Consider the following 17,475-nt stretch of genomic DNA (forward strand, 5'->3'; position numbering starts at 1 on the left):
CCAGCTCAATCAGATAGATAACTAGAATAGGTGGAGATCGGGCACATCTCTAGCTCGCTTGTTCCATCTGAACAAGCTTGGCGTTGGCCCCGTTAAACGCTTTTGTCTGCTTGTTGAATTGCTTTCTGATCTCGGCAAGCTGTGCATATTGGATGTTGCGTTCCCGGATAGCGCGCTTAATTTTCACCAGATTCGGATCCACACTGCCTCTCATTAAGGAATAGAGCCGTTCATCGGCATCCAGACTTTGCTGATACGAGGTTACAAATTCCTCAAATGTCTGGGCTCTTGCTTCATACTCGTCCAGAACGGTTTGTGCCTGAACCAGCGTCTCTTCTTTTTCAAAAGACAATCGTCCCAGGGAATCCCGTACAGCAGGTGTCTGTTCCTGTGTCTGCTTCATCAAGGTCTCCGCCTGCTCCAGCAGTTTTCTCCGCTCGGCGATATGTTCTACTGCCTGATCCAGCAGTGATTCCAGGTCACTGTTTTTGTTTTTCCCCTTATTCAAAATCGACGTGTACAGTTCCATTTCCTCCCGTTCATGACGGGCAAGCTCCTTCAGATTCTGAGCCATCTCCTGATCATTCCGGATCAATTCGTTTACCTGATTCGCAGCCGGCTCCTGCGGCTCGCCACAGGCACTGGTGAGCACCGCCAGCGTCAGGCCTACGGCAGCCAGTGCTGATTTTTTCCACGTACGCACTCGGTCGTCTCCTCTCTTGCATTTGTATTGTCGTCTATAATTACAAGCGGGTATCTCCGCTAAAATTGGCTGTCCAATGTGCATTCGGGTCATAGACCTCGAACTCATAACCCCGATCTTCAAGCAATTTCAGAATACGCGGCAACGCCTGCACCGTCTGCTCCCGCTCATGCATCAGGATCACTTCCTTGTCCCGGTGGACACTTTTTCTGACACGCGCCACGATTTTGTCCGGCTGACCCGGAAGATTCCAATCCAGGGAGTCTGTTGTCCAATCCCACATTTTGAATCCCGCTGCGGCAATGTCACCCCTGAACGACTCACCGATCTGTGGACTGCTGCCGTAAGGAGCGCGAATCAGATGCGGCGTATAGCCAATCAGATCCTGCACCATCTTCTGCTCCTTCTTGAATTCCTTTACGAAATTCGCGGAGCTTCCGCTTTTGTACAGGGTGTTATAGTTATGTGTCATGCTGTGGAGCCCCGGGTAGCTGCCCTCTTGAACCAGCCGCTCTACCGCTGACTTATGCTGATTCAACTGACGTCCAATCATGAAAAAGGTTGCCTTGGCCTCATGCTCTTTCAAAATATCCAGCAGTTGTTCCGTATATTCACTCGGTCCATCGTCAAACGTTATGTATGCCAGCTTGCGAACCTGTCCCTGAAAGCGTGCAGGCTCTTCCTTCACATCCGGAGTCATTTCAATCATGCCCAGCTTGGTTGGCTGTTCAATGACAGCTACCGGGGGCGGGGCTACATAGCCCTTAATCCAGTGGGTCATTCCAATGAATGCATATGTTAAACCGGTAATGATCAGTGCTAGGAGCATCAGGGCTGCACTCAATCTCCCATACCGGATTCGTCTTCGTTTGTGTGTCTTCGTTCGGCTGGTTCTGCTCGCAATGCTGCTGTTTTCTCCTGCTGTCTGTTGTTGAACTCTCACTTTCCATGCCACTTCCTTAATTTCCCGATTATTGGTATATTATATCGTTTCATGTCTCTATATAGAAGATTAATAGAAAAGCGGCATGGGTGAATGACAGAATAGTTACAAGCCCGGTTACAATCTGCTTATCTATTTTCCTTTCATCGCTTTTCGAACAGCTGCGTTCTCCTGTATAATGAATTGATTTACGCCATTTGACTTCAAGAAGGAGCTACATCCATGACAAGCTTGTTTCGTGCCGGCAGATCCATTGAACTTCTGTTCGTTGTCGGCATTATTGCCATCTCGTTTTCTTCCATTTTCGTGCGCTGGTCCAGTGCAGATGTGGCTGTTATCGCCATGTATCGGCTGTTTCTCACCAATCTGCTGATGCTTCCGTTTGTCTGGAAATACCGGCATGAGATGATGCGCCTGAACTTCAGGCAGTGGGGGCTCCTGCTTGCATCCGGTGTGATGCTGGCACTTCATTTCCTGCTGTGGATGGGATCGCTCAGACTTACGAGTGTGGCCAGCTCCACGGTCATTCTCGCACTTGAGCCCATATTAATTCTCGCGGGCTCCGTCTGGCTGTTCAAAGCCAAGATTAACCGCATGATGATTATCGGCATGGGCATTGCCCTGCTTGGGTCCATCGCGATCGGAGCTGGAGATTTTCAGTTAGCCGGTACGGCGCTGCAAGGTGATTTTCTATCTCTGCTGGGAACGATTGCGGTAGCCATCCATATGCTGCTTGGACAATTTCTGCGTTCCGGACTCAGTGCCTTCTCTTATAACTTCTGGGTATTTTTCGTCGCTGCCTGTACGCTGGCGGTATATAATTTGGCCATGGGGCATCCGTTCGGGGGTTATGCCGCTTCGGAGTGGGGAATTTTCCTGCTGCTCGCCATTGTGCCGACGATCTTCGGACACTATCTCTTCAACTGGCTGCTTCAGTATATGAATGCCACCACGGTATCCATGGGCGTGCTCGGTGAACCCGTATTCTCTTCCCTGCTGGCCTGGATGCTGCTTGGTGAATCCCTCAGTGCCATGCAGATGATAGCCGGCGTCGTCATTATCTTTGGGGTATGGATTTTCATTCGTTATGGCAAAACCAAACCGGAACCCATTCCTGCTGACGCGCCTGTCGGCGGTCAAGGACCTGCTGAACCTACGGCGGTGTAATCTATCCGAAACATATACCATGGCAATAAGAACGATTGGAGTCTGATCAACAGACTTCAATCGGAATCCAATACTCTTCATAAGGCGGTGTATTTTCATGAAAAACATTGTATCCATGCGCTGGCTGCTCGCCAGAATGTACGAACCCGATGTGGTCATTGCCGACTGCAGATTCCTGCTCGGTCAACCAGATGCAGGACGACAAGCTTACGAGGCTGGACATATCCCAGGTGCCGTTTATCTCGATCTCGAACAGGATCTATCATCTCCCGTGTCGGCCCATGGCGGACGTCATCCGCTCCCTGACCCGGCAGAACTGGTAAAGCGTCTTTCGAAAGCGGGAATCGGTTCAAATGCTCGTATTGTTGCCTACGATGATCAGGGCGGTATGAATGCCTCAAGATTATGGTGGCTGCTTCGTTATCTGGGCCATGAACAGGTGTATGTGATGGACGAGGGCTTCTCCGCCTGGCAAAACGCCAAGTTCCCGGTAACCACGGATGTGCCTGTACGGATTCCCTCCACGTTCGAAGCGAACGTACAGCCGCACATGCTCGCCAGCGTGCAGGATGCACAGCACGCTTCGGCGAACAGCTCAGCGGTACTGATCGACTCTCGCGATGCCCGCCGCTATGCGGGGTTGGAGGAACCGATTGATGCCAAGGCCGGACATATTCCGGGGGCGGTGAATTATTTTTGGAAAGACGTGCTTGGTGCAGATGGACGCTGGTCTGGTGTTGAAGCATTAGAAGAGCGGTTCGTGAAGCTCGGGAAAGATGATGCGATTATTGTTTACTGCGGCTCTGGCGTATCCGCCTGCCCGAACGTCATTGCGCTCGAAGAAGCGGGATTCTCGAATGTGAAGCTATATTCCGGAAGCTGGAGTGATTGGATTAGTTACGAGGAGAACCCGGTGGCAACCGGTAATTCGGAAGCTGACAAAAACGTATAGCAGTGTATCGATGTTGAATACATCGCCAGGTGGCTTATCTGCCCCGGCGATGTATTTTTCTATGTTCGGAGTCAACATCGAGTCAAACACCACCCTGTAGATATTTAAAGTACACAGAAGTAGATATCAAGTGGCAGCTTTTTCTGATTCATGATAATAGAAAATACCGTGATGGACATCTGTCCACCACGGTTGAATAATGAGATTTATTATTGCTTTTTACTTAACGATACATTTGCGGTTAACGTCTTGTCGATCGTCGTCCAGTTTACATAAGCACCTAGTATTTCATTAATAACAGCGACCGGAACTACGGTTTCACCATTTAAAAGCTTAGGTACCTTACTATTGAACACTAATTTCTCGTTAATTGAATACACATCTGAACCAATTTGAGCACTTATATTTTTCGTGCCTAATCCGATTTTCGTTGTACGCGTCTTATTATCCCATTCTACTGTGCCACCCAATAGCTCCGAAATGGTTCGAATCGGTACGTAAAACTCATCGTTATGAACAACCGGCTTGATTGACGTACCACCTACATTCATTATTACGTCAACATATTCAAGGAAATCGGTCTTTCGAATGAGTCCATGAACCCCTTTCGTTCGATCTACGACCTGAGATACTTCATAATCCGTTGCCACCGATAGGTACGCATAAGCCACACTTCTATCCATATCAAGCTTATCGGATAAGAATTGAATCGATTCACGTACTGATTCTTTCATTGCTTCATCCAAATCAGGATCCAGTCCAATGGGAATCCAATAGTCCTCTGTTTCAGCAAAGGGTTGCGTGAATTCTCCACTATGCGGGATCGAAGGATCACCTTTCTTTAAAACCGTTAACCGAACTGTCCCTCTTAAGGATGCTTCCAAGGCAGTTAATGCGACTTCTCCATCCCCTTGAGCAAAGTGTGGATCTCCAGTATAGAATAACCCGCCTTTAACTTGAATCGGATAATAAATAGTTGAACCGACACCTAACTCATTAATATCCATATTTCCTCCCGTTTCAATCGGTGGGATCGAACTCACAACTTCACTGGTATTTGGTGCAACCCCCATAACACCTAGAAACGGGTTAATTGGGAAACGTACATTTTTGCCAGCTTTTGTTGGTAATAAACCATACCAATTGCCGTTGATTTCTTCAATAGGCGTAAATATAGATACATTATTATATAATTCCGGTTTTGTTGCGCTAGCCCCCTCTTGCGGGCCTGCATTTTCTGGAAATTCGTTAGGGAGAGCCCCTTTTCCATGACGGTTAGAAATGACACCATAGGGTACTCGAGTTTGCAACGAAAGGACTTCTACTTTAAGAACATCTCCTGGCATCGCTCCCTCAACCGCTACTGGCCCAGTGATAATATGAGGTCCGTCTTTTACATAATCATGCTGAATCTCAGAAGCCGCAATCGCCTTCGCATCATCCAACACGTCATCGGGTGAGATACCATATTTGCCGAAGTACTCCACTGGATTTCTCCCTTGATCCTCGATCAGACCCTCATGCGATACCGTATCAAATGTTACAGCACTTCCTGATGGTACAGTAAGAATAGGAGAGCTATCTCGATTAGGCAGTGATCCCCACCGAATGTTCTCAATCGCAGACGTTACATAATAATCGCCTTCTACCTTATCGATGGTTGTTGGTTGCAGTGGCACACTAAAGCCCACTGAAGGTAGAGCAAATGTAAACATACTTACAATCCCGACTGAAACCCCTAATTTCCTAATAGTCTGGTTAATAAACATTACATCCTCTCCTCTAAACTATGTAATATTATCTAACAATTAATTCCACATTAACATATAAATATATTTACAACAATATTTTTACGTCAACAAAAATAACATAATATAACTATATATCAGTAGCATCTTATATGAATAAATCGAATGTCACTATACTTCCTGTATATAAGACATATAAATTTTAAATACATCTAGCAAAATTGAGAATGCTCCTTCAGAGAATTGAACAAACGAAATTTAGTTCCATGAGAATGATGTGTGCCTTTCATGCATCTAATCCCGCAGCAGGAATACTACTGTACTCTGTTTCAGCCAATCACCTACCCAAACGTGATCGTGCTGGAGGAAGCCGATTATACCAATGTGAAGCTGTACGCCGGAAGCTGGAGTGACTGGATTAGGTATGAGGAGAATGCAGTGGAAACTGTGGACGAGTAAGTACGGAGCACGGGTCTACAGTATCTCAAAGACGAATACACCGCCATACAGGCTGATGCCCGGGGCGGTGTATTTACAGTGCATGAGCGTCAACAGGAAATCAACATGTTGAGGGTGAAGCCACATTCACTTTAATAAATATTACTAGGCTGAAGGCAGGCAATTTGAATGTCTTTGTTAACATCCTGGAATACGCGAGAAATAAAGTCATTTTTGCACAAGCAGACTTATCCAGTTCCTTTCCCCTCAGTGAAATAAAATTTGCAACAGAACATGAGGGGAAGCATTGATGAGTCCATGAACCAAGATAATCACCCATACTCTACGATAGCGGGCCCATAAATAACCAAGAAACAGACCCGTAATCCCATGATTAGCAATCACTGTTGCCACATCAATATCCCACTGACCATAACCTTGAATGGCAACATGCCAGCTGGACCATAGTATTGAAACGAGTAGTATGGCAGGCCATCTTCCAAGCAATGCCTCCAACCGGGTTTGCAGCCATACCCGGTAGAAAACTTCCTCCAATACGCTATTGATCATAAAACCAATGAATACCAAGAGAAATAATTCTGTCAAATCAGTTGCTTCGATTACTCCTTCTGGTTGTGCAATTGGGGAATAGAACTTTAGATAACCCCAGACCACAATAATGATCAGTGGTGCAATGACGTTTCTGAGAAAGCGAGGCTTTGCGGAGATAATTTCTTGCTGCGCGCCAGTCGTTTTGCGATAAATTAGCAAGAAAATCAGCGGAATGCACAACAGTGTCGTCAACTTGAACGCCAAATAATATAGCTCGAAATGTAATCCTTGAGGGTCTATCATTACAAGAGCAGCCGTAAATAAAACACCTGATATGAATAACACAATCGATTGAACAACCAAGTGAGGTCTCTCCATTTGTTGGAAAGACGTATGATTTTGACTTTTATAAGGAACCAGACGGATTAGCAAAATACCAAGGAATGCCGGTAACCAACTATGCCATATTGGAATCACTCCCTCATGGTCGGCCGTGTACCTTATACTAAAGTTTCCGGTCCACACTAACCACAGTACAGCAGCAAACATAATTATCATGCACAATAAGCCAATTGTCTTTCCCCATGCGGGAAGCATTACTTTGAATTGCTGGTTCATTCCCTTTGCACTCCTTTGAGTTGCATGCGGCATCTGCCCCATTCTTTTTTTTAATTCAGCTGAGTTAAATAAACTCTAGCACATTCCATCTTAATCGTCTATTTAATTCAGTTGAGCTAAATAATATGATATTCTGTATGTATGCCAAAAATCGTAGACCATGAGAAAATGAAAAATATTATCGCTGAAGCAACTTGGAAAATCATTAGCGAGAAAGGCATTCATCAGGCAACGTCAAGAACGATTGCGAAGGAAGCCGGATTATCACAAGGCGCTTTAAGACATTATTTTTCCAAACAAGAGAGCCTATTAGCATTTGCAATGGAGTTAGTTAAAGAAAAGGTACTTACTCGGCTGAGCAATCTGAATACAAGAGAACTGGCGCCTCAAGAAAGAATTGTTGAATACTTGCTTGAGCTAGTCCCGACTGATGAACAAACATTATTGGAAATGGAGGTTTGGTTTGCATTTGTAGCCTATGGAAAAACGCAAAAAGGGTTCGATACCAATTATGAGGACCTCCAAAACGCAATCAAGAATTGCATTATATACTTGAAAAATGAAGGTCTTCTGAGCACAACCGATGAAGAGAAGGAACAAGAAAAATTGTATGCCTTCATGAATGGAATGGCTCTCAATTTGTATCTAGAGCCGGATAAGATAAATCGAACACGAAGCAAAGAAATGATACAAGACTACATCAATTGGATCATACGTTAAAGGGAAGATTGACGTATAAATCGGGGAGTTAAGCAGCTGGCCAGAGTCAAGCAGAATACACTTTCCGTGCCTGTGCCTATTCAGGTGTGCGGATTGATATTCTCTTGGGATCCAGGTGGCTGCGGGGAAAGAATAAATGAAAGAAGCCCACATCTAAACGATGCGGGCTTTTCGTCTTCCAACTTGATGGCAATGGAGAGAGGCTGGCCTTCATCCGAATTGACTGATAATTAGACGTATTAATATAGAAACAGTCCGACCCATGCCACCAATTAATCGAAATATTTTATCTGCAGGTTGCTAAATACTGCCGTCCCCCCTTCAGCATACAGTGTGATCCCGCGGTCATTCCATTTTGGAAAAATAATATTGGATAACACCAAAGAGCCGTCATCAACGAAGACCTCGATACTGGTCTTGTCTACTAGAATCTTGAGATGAACCTTGTTCTTCTCCGAAGCGAATGCCGCTTGACTCTCCAAGTCTCGGCCACTCCTGTCAGGATTCCCGGTATAGGTCCGGTTCACATAGACATAGCCACCTTCTACATTGACGCCTGTATCCACATGTCGGCTACGGTCGCTGGATTCACGAAGCCTTAATCCAATATTATTGATCTTGGTCCACGATATATCGGCCTCAAGCTGATACGAATCTCCCGAAACATGAAGTGTATGAGATCCCTTCACTGTAATCGGTTTAAAGGCAGTCTCCGAGACCACTGCCTGTTCCAGAGACTCAATCGGTCTTGAGATCAGTCGATACTGACCCGTTTTCGATGAAATAAGTTTAATTTCACGAACAATCGAGTCCATGCCGTTGTAACCTTCCTTCAGTGTCGGTGTATTGTTGGCATAGCTCCAATTATTCATCCAGGCGAATGCGTAACGGTGACCGGTTTTGTCAGGGCTTGTCCCATCTTCAAATGTAACTCCCCCATACCAGTCGAAGCCATAGTCCAGCCATTGTGGTTCATGAAGGTCGGAAACAAATTCTTTGCCATTAAAGCTTCCGGTCCAGTAAGCGTAGGTATTGGGTTGTCCTGATGATCTGCCGTTGGCGCTTACGCCGAGCACCCATTTATAGGTTCCGTTATCTGCCCGCATCACAAATAGATCAGGACATTCCACCAACCCCACGTTTTCCGTGAAGAAGCCGCCAGTATATCGCCAATTTTTCAAATTAACCGACTCATAGAACCCAATCTTCGTCCCTTCAGCCAGAGCCATAACCCATTTTTTGGAGGGTTCATCCCAGATAATTTTAGGGTCCCTAAAATCCTTTTGTCCCGGATTCTTAATTACCGGTCGATCTCCATAAGGCTTAAACGTTTTCCCTTGATTGGTGCTGTACCACAAATATTGTTCCTGCTGTCCGCTGCTGGCAGAGGGCTGCGTCATGATCGCAACAATTGCTCCCTTGCCGAAGCCGGCTGTACCTGACTCATCCACAACCAATGAGCCAGACCATGGATCACCGTTTCGGTTTGTGTATTTGGGGATTGCCACACCTTCATCTTTCCAATGAACGAGATCGACCGATGTGGCATGCCGCCATTCCGTACCATTGCCTGTTGGGTAATCACCGTTATACAGATAATAATAGTGGTACTTCCCGTCCAGATATATCGGTCTTTGAGGATCATTCTTCCATTTGTCGGGTGTTGTAAAATGAAAGCTGGCTCGCTGGCTCGCGCCAGAGGAGGCTGCTCCCGTATCCACTGTAGGCCATAGGTTGTTGGTCAGGCTCGGAATGACAGTGAAGGCAAGCGTGATCACACCACAGACAGCAGACCATATGACCATTTTCTTTCTGAAGTTGTTATTCATAACAGTTACCTCGTTTGTAAAAAAAGAAAATGCCAATAGGTATCGACATTTTCTTTCTTTTAGACTTTCTGTGGTATTTGTTTATTCCACTGTCAACTGTCCTTGTGCCAGAATGCTGTCCTTCACTACGGATGTTTTAGATCCTTTGATGTTCACCAGGAAACTTGGTGCGAAGGTAGAATGATGATCTTCAAACATTCCTCGGTTGGTCATATAACTAGTGATCACTACGTTGTTGCCTTGAACCTGCGGAATAGCAAAATGTGCGTAAGTCCAGGTAACATCCTTAGGGTCCAGATCTTGATGCAATACAAGTCCAGTACCATTCAATGGCTTATAAGGTCCGGTCAGAGAACCAGATACATATCCCAACATGTAGATATCTTCAGCGTCAACACCATCCACAACCATTTTGGCTCCTCTTGTATCCGTGAACAAATACCATTTTCCATTCAATTTAAAGATATTTGCGCGTTCAATTTCATCTGTTACCGTATTGGATGCAATCAGCGGCTTCATCACTTGTTTTAAGGTATAGTCATCATTCAATTCAATGATCCCCAAAGCGCCATTGGCTAAGGAAGCTAACTTTTTATTAGGGCTTTGCAGCAATTTCTCCCTCTCGGCCTGGAAGAACTTCTTGCTTCCTTCGTAGAAGGCTCTGTTATTGAATGCATCATCGCCCTGGTAGCCCGTCTCTGTTCCAGTATTGGCTTCGAAAACAAGGTATTTGTGACCATTATCTTCAACGTAATGAGGATCTCTCAGCGTATGATTGTCGGAATAATCCCCACCACTGAAAGCCTGCTCCACGGTTTGATACATTTTGCCGTCACCATCAAAGATCGACTTGAAATCTTCAACACCGTCCACCTTGAGCGTGTCCTCTGCAAGTTCAGAGACATTGATTTGAGCAGTCGTCAGAGTTTGCTTGCCATAAAATCCATTGGCCGGGTCCCAGCCATGACGATTGGTATAGAAGAGACGAATATGGCCATCCGTAGTCAGCGTAGAAGAGCCGGACCATTCCTCTTCCTGGTGATTCAGAATTGGATCGTTCGGAACGTCCTTGTCGGTGTTTTTGAACACTCTGCCTGCATTTTTCCAGGCATCAATGGATGTGTCTCCTGCTTTTTTGTAGAACATATAGATGAATGTGTCTGAGCCCCGATCCGGGTCACCCGCCAGACCAAAAACGATTTGATAACCATGATAGTCAGCTACGGTACCATCTGCATTTTGCAGCGGCCAGGTATCCCACACATCCATGTCGATGACGTTACCCTTTTCATCATATCCTTTTGCAGAAGGAAGATTTTGAATGGTAGATGCGTCAAACTGAGGAACCTTGAATCGTTCTTTAATTTGTTCCGCAGGGATTTTCAGGGCGTCTGTGCGTGTAATATGCGAGAAACCGTAACTTTCTTTGTAGTCTGTACTTTCTTTTGCAAAAGCCGAAACTCCCCCACCTGCCAATAGTGTTGTTGCAAACGTTACTGCTGTCACTCTTCTCACAATCTTCTGGAAATTCATTAGATGTATCCCTCTCTCTTGTCATTTTTTTTCGGAAAAAAGAAAAAGACCTAAAAATCGTTAGGGTATGGTGGATACACCAATCCCAACGGACTTTTAGGTCTTGCCTGCTTACCAGTAACAATCCCGACATATTCAACTGTCGATAACTATTCTATATGGTCGGATCAAAATTTGGCTATAGATCGAAACTCCCGATTCGGATCAAGGACCAGGGACTCAGTTTATCAAGCATCAGAATCAATCCGAGGATGGATGAAGTCGATGATCTATCCGGATGATTTCCATGGCGATCACAACCAGTTGGCTTTCAGTAAACGCATATCCATAATCCTCTTCAACCATTTCACCGATCTCGCGGGCCTGTGTATATGCTTCGGTAAAATTCATCTTTGCCATCGCTACAAGCTCCGGATTCAGTTCATTGCGGAGTCTGCCTGATTCATCCGTTTGCAGCATATTCTCAAGCTGGGTCAAAAGTCGCTCATAGTTCGCAGACCGTCGATCCAGTACACCGGCAACTTGTCCTACACCTTCGGCGATATCCCTTATCATGGCCGTCTTTTCCGGAGCCTTATGGCGCATGCCCGCATTCTTCCAGGCCGTATGGATATGCATGGCGATATAACCAACCTCATCTTCCGGGATGACCACCTGCAATTTCTCGTAGATCAAACGCTTGGCATGAAGCCCAAGCTGGAACTCTCTTGGATAGAGGATACGAATCTCCTCAAGCAGCGTATTTCGAATTTCGATTCCCTTGCCAATTCGCTCCAAGGCAAACGAGAGATGGTCTGCAAGAGCGATATGGATGTGCTCATGAAACGTAACACCCAATGCTTTCTCGGCGAAAGTGATGATCTGCTGGGTGACTGCAATTTCTTCTTCAGGCAGGGTCCCCAGTATTTCCTGAAGGTGGTTGTACTGCTTCGGGTCGGTCATCACAAACACTTTTTCAACAAGGCTCGGGTCAACAACATCATTTTTTCCTTTTTGGAAAACTACACCCGGCCCCATGACAATTTTCTCTTCTCCATGATCGTTAACTACAGCGGCGTTATTGTTAAGTATTTTTTTGATCTTCATGTTAGTCTCCTATGCCTGTTCGTTAAGTTTATCAGCTTCTGGTCGAACAACGCGATCCACACCGAGCAGCAAGGTAACAGTAAATGCCGTAGCCAGAGCAAGCACAAAACCTATGAGATAATGAACAAGATTCATCAACCCGGGCTGTACAACAAAAGCGATCATCGGCAATCCGGTTAGCCCCAATGAATTGGCCACAACCTGATGAAAAGCAACATATGCTCCTCCCACGGCTCCTCCTGCAGCAGCACCCAGAAAGGGGCGCGCAAGTTTAAGATTAACACCATAGATGACTGGCTCGGTGATACCGAACAGCGCTGTGATCGAGGCAGGCAATGCTATCTTCCTCAATGCTTTGTCCCGGGTTCTGGCATACACTGCAAGACCGGCACCTGCTTGCGCAAAATTCGCCATGGACCAGATCGGAAGCAAGAAATTGAAGCCGATATCCGGATTGGAAATCAGTCCAACTTCGACAGCCTGAATCCCGTGATGAAGACCGGTGATCACAATGGAGCTGTATATACCTCCAAGCAGAAGCCCAAAAAGCAAGTTCCCGTAGTTGAAGACATGTTCCAGAATACTTCCCAGCGAGCCGCCCAGACCAAGAGCAAGGGGTTCAATCACCAGTACCGCAAGGCTGCCCGCAAGGCTAAAGCTCAAAAAGGGAACGAGAAGAACAGCTCCGGATGACGGTATCCATCGGCGTAGTCTTTTCTCAATTATCGTTAGCATAAATGCCGCTAGAACGGTTGGGATTATAGCTCCCTGATATCCGAATTGTGGTGATATGGGCAAAGCTTGAGCAAAGGCTGGATCTGCACCGATGTCGGTGAACGGAAGAATCCCCGGATGAGTCATGACAATCCCAACAGCGGCACCAAGCGCCGGGGTTCCACCGAACCGCTTGGCCGTGTTGTATCCGAAAAGAACCGCCATCAGCTGGAACGCTGAGCCCGTCAGCAGTGACAGAATCCGGAACCACGTTTGCCCTGGATCATCCCAGCCGAATGCCTTCGCAAGTCCCAAGAGACCCAGCAGCGGCCCTGCCACGACGAAGAGCGGAATAATGGGCACAACGATATCAGAAAAAAATTGGAATGCGTCCATCAACCTGTGTAACAATGCTCGTGAATGAAGCCCCTTATCATTGGATGATCTGCTGGTTGTAGACACGGACGGCAGTGGATAGGAATCCGTATGATTTTCTTCGTGCAGCCGCGGTGTGATGGGTCCATTCGAGTCGTCTTCTTTCGGTATGGACGAAGCAGCTGACTGAAGTATGACATTCACCTGGCGATTAACCTTCGAGACAAGAACGGGACCCAGGATAATCTGCAGTTGTCCAGCACGAACGTGCACCCCTTGGATTTCCTGCATACCGTCAAGACGTTCTTGTTCCACCAGGTCACTGTTCTGCAACCGGAGTCGAAGTCGTGTCGTGCAATGGGTGCTTTCGATAATATTGTCCGTTCCTCCAGACCATTCAATAAGTTGCGTGGCCAATGCCCTTGCGGAACTACGCCCCCTTATGACACTCCGCTCATCCTGCTGCATGGATGCTCCTCCCTGTTACTTAGCATTAAAAGAACATCGAAGGATCGATGTCTATCATTGAAAGATGATCTTCTACAAAAATAACAATTTCGTCATTTATGGCAATATTACTATTGTGACCACTTCACTTTCCAAAATCAATGGTCAGTAAATACCACTACTCTGAGAACAATGGCTCATCTTGGCCATGCATTTAGTTCTACCAGATCGCCCCTTTTCTCCAGAATTGGCTAATGGAATCTATAGATCATATTTCAATAAAGCAAAAAGAGCCCCCTTCGGAAGCAGGCTCTTGGTTTGCAGCGATGATGGTGTATGTGGACTTGGGGACATGGACGCTAAGGTTCTCAATTGAGGGAAGCACCTTCATATCAACGCCAATTTCGGCAATCAAGCATACTTACGGATATAACGGATATACTCTTGAGCACTTTGGTTTATCTCTTCATCTGTAGCCTGAAATGAGGCACCGAAAACTACAAAATAAGGTAATGCGATCGCACCCACATGATTGATGCTGGCTTTGAAAGGTGCGATCACCTCATCTACCGTAAAAGAGACTGAGCCTTCCGGCGAGTAATTTTCTTTTTTATCACCAATGGACAAGGCGAGGCTCAGCTTTTTCCCGTGCAGTTTATTGCCTGATAATCCATACGCCCACCCGTAGGTAAAAACATCATCAAACCACTTTTTGAGCAAAGGCGGATAGCTGTACCAATATAGCGGAAACTGCAGAATAATATGATCGTATGCCTCGAGCAGCTCCTGCTCTCGCGAAACATCAATATTCCAATCCGGATATGCTTGGTAGATCTCATGAATTGTAATATCAGTCGTATGCTGCTCAAGTTCTTCTTTCCAGCGCCGATTGACTCTTGAGACGTCAATATTCGGATGTGCCAGGATCACGAGTGTTTTCATTGTTGTACTTCCTTTCTTGGTTCAGGCTGAATAACGCCATTATCATATAGGCCTGACAAAAAGAAAATACACACAATAAAGTAAGATGGTTACTTCGAGGTGTGTATGGACTTCATCAGCAAAGTTGTGAGAAAATGAACCGTTATACCGCATCAACAAGATGTAACCTGAACGAGGTGAACGGTCATGAAACAATATAATCTGGGAATTGAAGCAACACTCGAGATTATCGGCGGCAAGTGGAAAGCGCTAATTATATGCTTATTAATGTCAGGCGTGAAGAGGACAGGCGAGCTGCAGCGCAGTATCGACGGCATTTCACAAAAGGTCCTGATTCAGCAATTACGTGAGCTGGAGAGGGACGGCCTTGTCAGAAGACATGTGTATCAACAGATGCCGCCAAAAGTCGAATACAGTCTTACGGAATATGGAGTTACTGCCAACAAGATTGTGGATGTGATGTGTGCATGGGGCCGAGATAATATAGCATTAAGACAGCAGCAGGGAGAAGAAATTATGCTTTTGGAAAATAAAGAGTCTGTTCTTGACTCGATATCCCTTGATTCGATAATTGAAAAGAAGGAGAACTTGAAATGAAAAACTATCTCGTATTTGGTGCAAGCAAAGGACTTGGAGATGCCTTCGTCAGAGGTGTCCCCGAGCAAGGAGACAAGGTCTGGGTCATCTCTCGCAGCAGACCTGACAATGTAAACCTGAATGACGGCGTTGAACGCATATGGATACAGGCGGATCTGTCTGATCTCCATGCAGCCCAAGTGATCACAGACGCGCTCCAGCACGAAACACTAGATGTTCTCATATACAATGTAGGCATTTGGGAAAAGGAAGGCTTCGAGGATCACTACTCGTTTGACCAGGATGCTCCTGCTGATATCTCGAATCTGATTCATGTAAATATAACATCGGCGATTGTATGTATTCAGGCATTACTGCCCCATCTCCGGCAATCGACAGCCGGCAAAATCATTCTGATTGGCTCGACTGCAGGTCTGAACAATACGAATAACACTCAGGTTTCATTTGTAGCTTCCAAGTTCGCCATTCGTGGAATTACGGAGGCCTTGCGGGAGCACACGAGACAGGATGGCATTGCCGTAACATGTATTAACCCTGGGGAGCTTGCAGGTGAAATACCTTATGAAGAGGGCAGTGAACGAGCACTAGCTGAATATAATGGCACACGTATCCCCCTTCAGGATATGGTTTCCATCGTCAAATGCATCGTGAATCTGTCAAAGGCAGCCTGCGTAAAAGAAATCAATATGCCTGCGATCACGGATACCAACGCATAATGGAGGCTTGATGGGATATTTTATTGCAGTCCCCTCCAATCATGGAGAATCCTTATAAAACCAAGGAATAACAGACGGATTCAATATAGTAAAAAGCCCGTTACTTGGTATTATCCCCTTTTAGTAGACATGAGAAAAAAGACATCTGTTAAGATGAACTTAATCATGTAAACGAAGGGGATTTTTTCATGGCTAAAAAAGGACAAACATACCGGCGGTACTCCTTGGAGTTGAAATTGGAGGCCGTCCGGCTGGTCAACGAAGAACATATGAGTATACGTGAAGTAGCGACGCGTTTAGATATTCAAAATAAATCTCAGGTACAAGTGTGGGCAGCCAAAGCGAAACAGGGAATGAGTCTAGAACCTGCTACACCCAAACGGGGACGCCCTAGAACCAAGTTTTCCAGTATGGAAGAAGAGATGGCGTATTTGCGGGCGGAGATTGAATACTTAAAAAAGCAATATCCAAATCTACACAAGGAGTGACGAGTAAAGCAGCCAGATTTCAAATCATTGAGGACCTGAGAGCACGCCATGGTCTGGCTTGGCTCTTGAAGTTAGCTGCGGTTTCCCGCTCGGGTTATTACAAGTGGAGAAAAAGCATAGCAGCCGCAAAAGAGCGTAGACACAAAGAACATGAACTAGAATCCCATTTGCTTGCCATTCATCGCGTGCATCCTTACTTTGGCTATCTTCGAATGACCGTTGCTTTACGACGGGAAGGCCTTCGAGTCAACCACAAAAAGGTGTACCGATTAATGAAACAATTAGGCATCTGTTCTGTCATTCGAAAAAAGCGTCGATTCTTTGGAAAACAAGCCTCTGTGGTAAACCCAAATCGGCTGGAGCGTCAGTTTCAGGCGGATACACCACGAACGAAGCTGGTTACGGACATTACCTATATTCGTGCTGGAGAACACTTTGTGTATCTGTCTGTTATTCAGGATTTATACAATAACGAAATTGTAGCGTGGCATCTTTCTGAACGAAATGACCTTGCTTTAGTTCATGACACGCTGGATAGACTCCGTCAGCACGTGGATCTGAATGGCGTAATCCTACACTCAGATCAAGGATTTCAATATACGTCGAAGCCATTTAACCGTAAACTAAACCAGCTTGGCATGCTAGGCAGTCACTCCAGGCGTGGAAATTGCTTAGATAATGCCTGTGTTGAATCTTTTTTCTCTCATTTGAAGACGGAGAAAATTTATTTGAATAAGGCGGCAAACAAAGCAGAGGTTGAGCAGCAAGTGAATGAATACATACTGTTTTACAACCAAAACCGATTTCAGAAAAAACTAAACGACCGTTCCCCGGTAGAATACCGGGAAACGGCCGCAGCTTAAATCTTGTCTTTTTTTTGTACTGTCTACTTGACAGGGTTATGACC

At 45.7% G+C, this 17,475-nt stretch carries 15 protein-coding genes and 1 pseudogene; 7 read left to right on the forward strand and 9 right to left on the reverse strand.

What is annotated here, in order from left to right:
* Positions 1–49 precede the first annotated feature (49 nt).
* Together F4V51_RS21295 and F4V51_RS21300 are read right to left on the reverse strand one after the other, a co-directional pair.
* Positions 50–703: a YkyA family protein gene (locus F4V51_RS21295; protein WP_162009963.1), complete on the reverse strand. Its 654-nt coding sequence runs from the start codon at positions 701–703 to the stop codon at positions 50–52.
* Between the two features lie 40 nt (positions 704–743).
* Positions 744–1,646 carry a polysaccharide deacetylase family protein gene (locus tag F4V51_RS21300; RefSeq protein WP_236146610.1) on the reverse strand — a complete coding sequence of 301 codons (903 nt, stop codon included), beginning with the start codon at positions 1,644–1,646 and terminating at the stop codon, positions 744–746.
* Positions 1,647–1,868: 222 nt separating this feature from the next.
* Here F4V51_RS21300 and F4V51_RS21305 point away from each other — a divergent pair, with 222 nt between their 5' ends.
* Together F4V51_RS21305 and F4V51_RS21310 are read left to right on the forward strand one after the other, a co-directional pair.
* Positions 1,869–2,813: a DMT family transporter gene (locus F4V51_RS21305; protein ID WP_153979523.1), complete on the forward strand. Its 945-nt coding sequence runs from the start codon at positions 1,869–1,871 to the stop codon at positions 2,811–2,813.
* A gap of 97 nt (positions 2,814–2,910) precedes the next feature.
* On the forward strand, positions 2,911–3,765 hold the full coding sequence (locus tag F4V51_RS21310) for a sulfurtransferase (protein WP_153979524.1): 855 nt from the start codon (positions 2,911–2,913) through the stop codon (positions 3,763–3,765).
* A 209-nt stretch (positions 3,766–3,974) separates the two neighbouring features.
* Here F4V51_RS21310 and F4V51_RS21315 read toward each other — a convergent pair whose 3' ends face one another.
* The gene (locus F4V51_RS21315; RefSeq protein WP_153979525.1) at positions 3,975–5,534 is read right to left on the reverse strand and encodes an acetamidase/formamidase family protein; all 1,560 of its coding nucleotides are present in this window, start codon (positions 5,532–5,534) and stop codon (positions 3,975–3,977) included.
* Positions 5,535–5,858: 324 nt separating this feature from the next.
* Between F4V51_RS21315 and F4V51_RS21320 the strand changes: the two are divergent.
* A pseudogene (locus F4V51_RS21320) lies at positions 5,859–5,972 on the forward strand (sulfurtransferase); the annotation flags it as partial.
* Between the two features lie 246 nt (positions 5,973–6,218).
* Here the strand turns inward: F4V51_RS21320 and F4V51_RS21325 are convergent.
* On the reverse strand, positions 6,219–7,121 hold the full coding sequence (locus F4V51_RS21325) for a CPBP family intramembrane glutamic endopeptidase (RefSeq protein ID WP_236146611.1): 903 nt from the start codon (positions 7,119–7,121) through the stop codon (positions 6,219–6,221).
* Between the two features lie 141 nt (positions 7,122–7,262).
* On the opposite strand from F4V51_RS21325, the gene F4V51_RS21330 reads away from it, so the two are divergent.
* The gene (locus F4V51_RS21330; RefSeq protein WP_153979526.1) at positions 7,263–7,841 is read left to right on the forward strand and encodes a TetR/AcrR family transcriptional regulator; all 579 of its coding nucleotides are present in this window, start codon (positions 7,263–7,265) and stop codon (positions 7,839–7,841) included.
* A 272-nt stretch (positions 7,842–8,113) separates the two neighbouring features.
* Here the strand turns inward: F4V51_RS21330 and F4V51_RS21335 are convergent, their stop codons facing one another.
* The 5 genes from F4V51_RS21335 to F4V51_RS21355 all read right to left on the reverse strand — a co-directional run bounded on the left by F4V51_RS21335 (position 8,114) and on the right by F4V51_RS21355 (position 14,767).
* Positions 8,114–9,670, reverse strand: a complete 1,557-nt coding sequence (locus tag F4V51_RS21335; RefSeq protein WP_323131783.1) for a glycoside hydrolase family 32 protein — start codon at positions 9,668–9,670, stop codon at positions 8,114–8,116.
* 81 nt (positions 9,671–9,751) lie between these two features.
* Positions 9,752–11,203, reverse strand: coding sequence for a glycoside hydrolase family 68 protein (locus tag F4V51_RS21340; protein WP_153979527.1), 1,452 nt, complete (start codon positions 11,201–11,203; stop codon positions 9,752–9,754).
* A 240-nt stretch (positions 11,204–11,443) separates the two neighbouring features.
* Complete coding sequence (locus F4V51_RS21345; protein WP_153979528.1) at positions 11,444–12,289, reverse strand: PRD domain-containing protein; 846 nt, start codon at positions 12,287–12,289, stop codon at positions 11,444–11,446.
* Positions 12,290–12,298: 9 nt separating this feature from the next.
* Entirely contained in the window at positions 12,299–13,846 is a 1,548-nt protein-coding gene (locus tag F4V51_RS21350) for a PTS transporter subunit EIIC (RefSeq protein ID WP_153979529.1), read from the reverse strand.
* A 390-nt stretch (positions 13,847–14,236) separates the two neighbouring features.
* Positions 14,237–14,767, reverse strand: coding sequence for an NAD(P)H-dependent oxidoreductase (locus F4V51_RS21355; RefSeq protein WP_153979530.1), 531 nt, complete (start codon positions 14,765–14,767; stop codon positions 14,237–14,239).
* A 186-nt stretch (positions 14,768–14,953) separates the two neighbouring features.
* Between F4V51_RS21355 and F4V51_RS21360 the strand changes: the two genes are divergently transcribed.
* The 3 genes from F4V51_RS21360 (at position 14,954) to F4V51_RS21370 (ending at position 17,431) form a co-directional block, all read left to right on the forward strand.
* Entirely contained in the window at positions 14,954–15,364 is a 411-nt protein-coding gene (locus tag F4V51_RS21360) for a winged helix-turn-helix transcriptional regulator (protein WP_153979531.1), read from the forward strand.
* Positions 15,361–16,080: an SDR family NAD(P)-dependent oxidoreductase gene (locus F4V51_RS21365; RefSeq protein ID WP_153979532.1), complete on the forward strand. Its 720-nt coding sequence runs from the start codon at positions 15,361–15,363 to the stop codon at positions 16,078–16,080. Before F4V51_RS21360 ends, F4V51_RS21365 begins: the two co-directional genes overlap by 4 nt.
* Positions 16,081–16,268: 188 nt before the next feature.
* Positions 16,269–17,431, forward strand: a protein-coding gene (locus tag F4V51_RS21370) for an IS3 family transposase (RefSeq protein ID WP_416226484.1) whose coding sequence is annotated in 2 segments (ribosomal slippage) — positions 16,269–16,533 and positions 16,533–17,431 — 1,164 coding nt in all. Because the reading frame shifts where the segments join, the coding sequence is not laid out codon by codon here.
* The last annotated feature ends 44 nt before the right edge of the window (positions 17,432–17,475 follow it).

The organism is Paenibacillus xylanilyticus (assembly GCF_009664365.1).
GTDB classification, from domain to species: domain Bacteria; phylum Bacillota; class Bacilli; order Paenibacillales; family Paenibacillaceae; genus Paenibacillus; species Paenibacillus xylanilyticus_A.

Coding starts and splice junctions, on each gene's coding strand:
- F4V51_RS21305 (WP_153979523.1), top strand. CDS start 1,869: ATGACAAGCTTGTTTCGTGCCGGCAGATCCATTGAACTTCTGTTCGTT.
- F4V51_RS21310 (WP_153979524.1), top strand. CDS start 2,911: ATGAAAAACATTGTATCCATGCGCTGGCTGCTCGCCAGAATGTACGAA.
- F4V51_RS21315 (WP_153979525.1), bottom strand. CDS start 5,534: ATGTTTATTAACCAGACTATTAGGAAATTAGGGGTTTCAGTCGGGATT.
- F4V51_RS21325 (WP_236146611.1), bottom strand. CDS start 7,121: ATGAACCAGCAATTCAAAGTAATGCTTCCCGCATGGGGAAAGACAATT.
- F4V51_RS21330 (WP_153979526.1), top strand. CDS start 7,263: ATGCCAAAAATCGTAGACCATGAGAAAATGAAAAATATTATCGCTGAA.
- F4V51_RS21335 (WP_323131783.1), bottom strand. CDS start 9,670: ATGAATAACAACTTCAGAAAGAAAATGGTCATATGGTCTGCTGTCTGT.
- F4V51_RS21340 (WP_153979527.1), bottom strand. CDS start 11,203: ATGAATTTCCAGAAGATTGTGAGAAGAGTGACAGCAGTAACGTTTGCA.
- F4V51_RS21345 (WP_153979528.1), bottom strand. CDS start 12,289: ATGAAGATCAAAAAAATACTTAACAATAACGCCGCTGTAGTTAACGAT.
- F4V51_RS21350 (WP_153979529.1), bottom strand. CDS start 13,846: ATGCAGCAGGATGAGCGGAGTGTCATAAGGGGGCGTAGTTCCGCAAGG.
- F4V51_RS21355 (WP_153979530.1), bottom strand. CDS start 14,767: ATGAAAACACTCGTGATCCTGGCACATCCGAATATTGACGTCTCAAGA.
- F4V51_RS21360 (WP_153979531.1), top strand. CDS start 14,954: ATGAAACAATATAATCTGGGAATTGAAGCAACACTCGAGATTATCGGC.
- F4V51_RS21365 (WP_153979532.1), top strand. CDS start 15,361: ATGAAAAACTATCTCGTATTTGGTGCAAGCAAAGGACTTGGAGATGCC.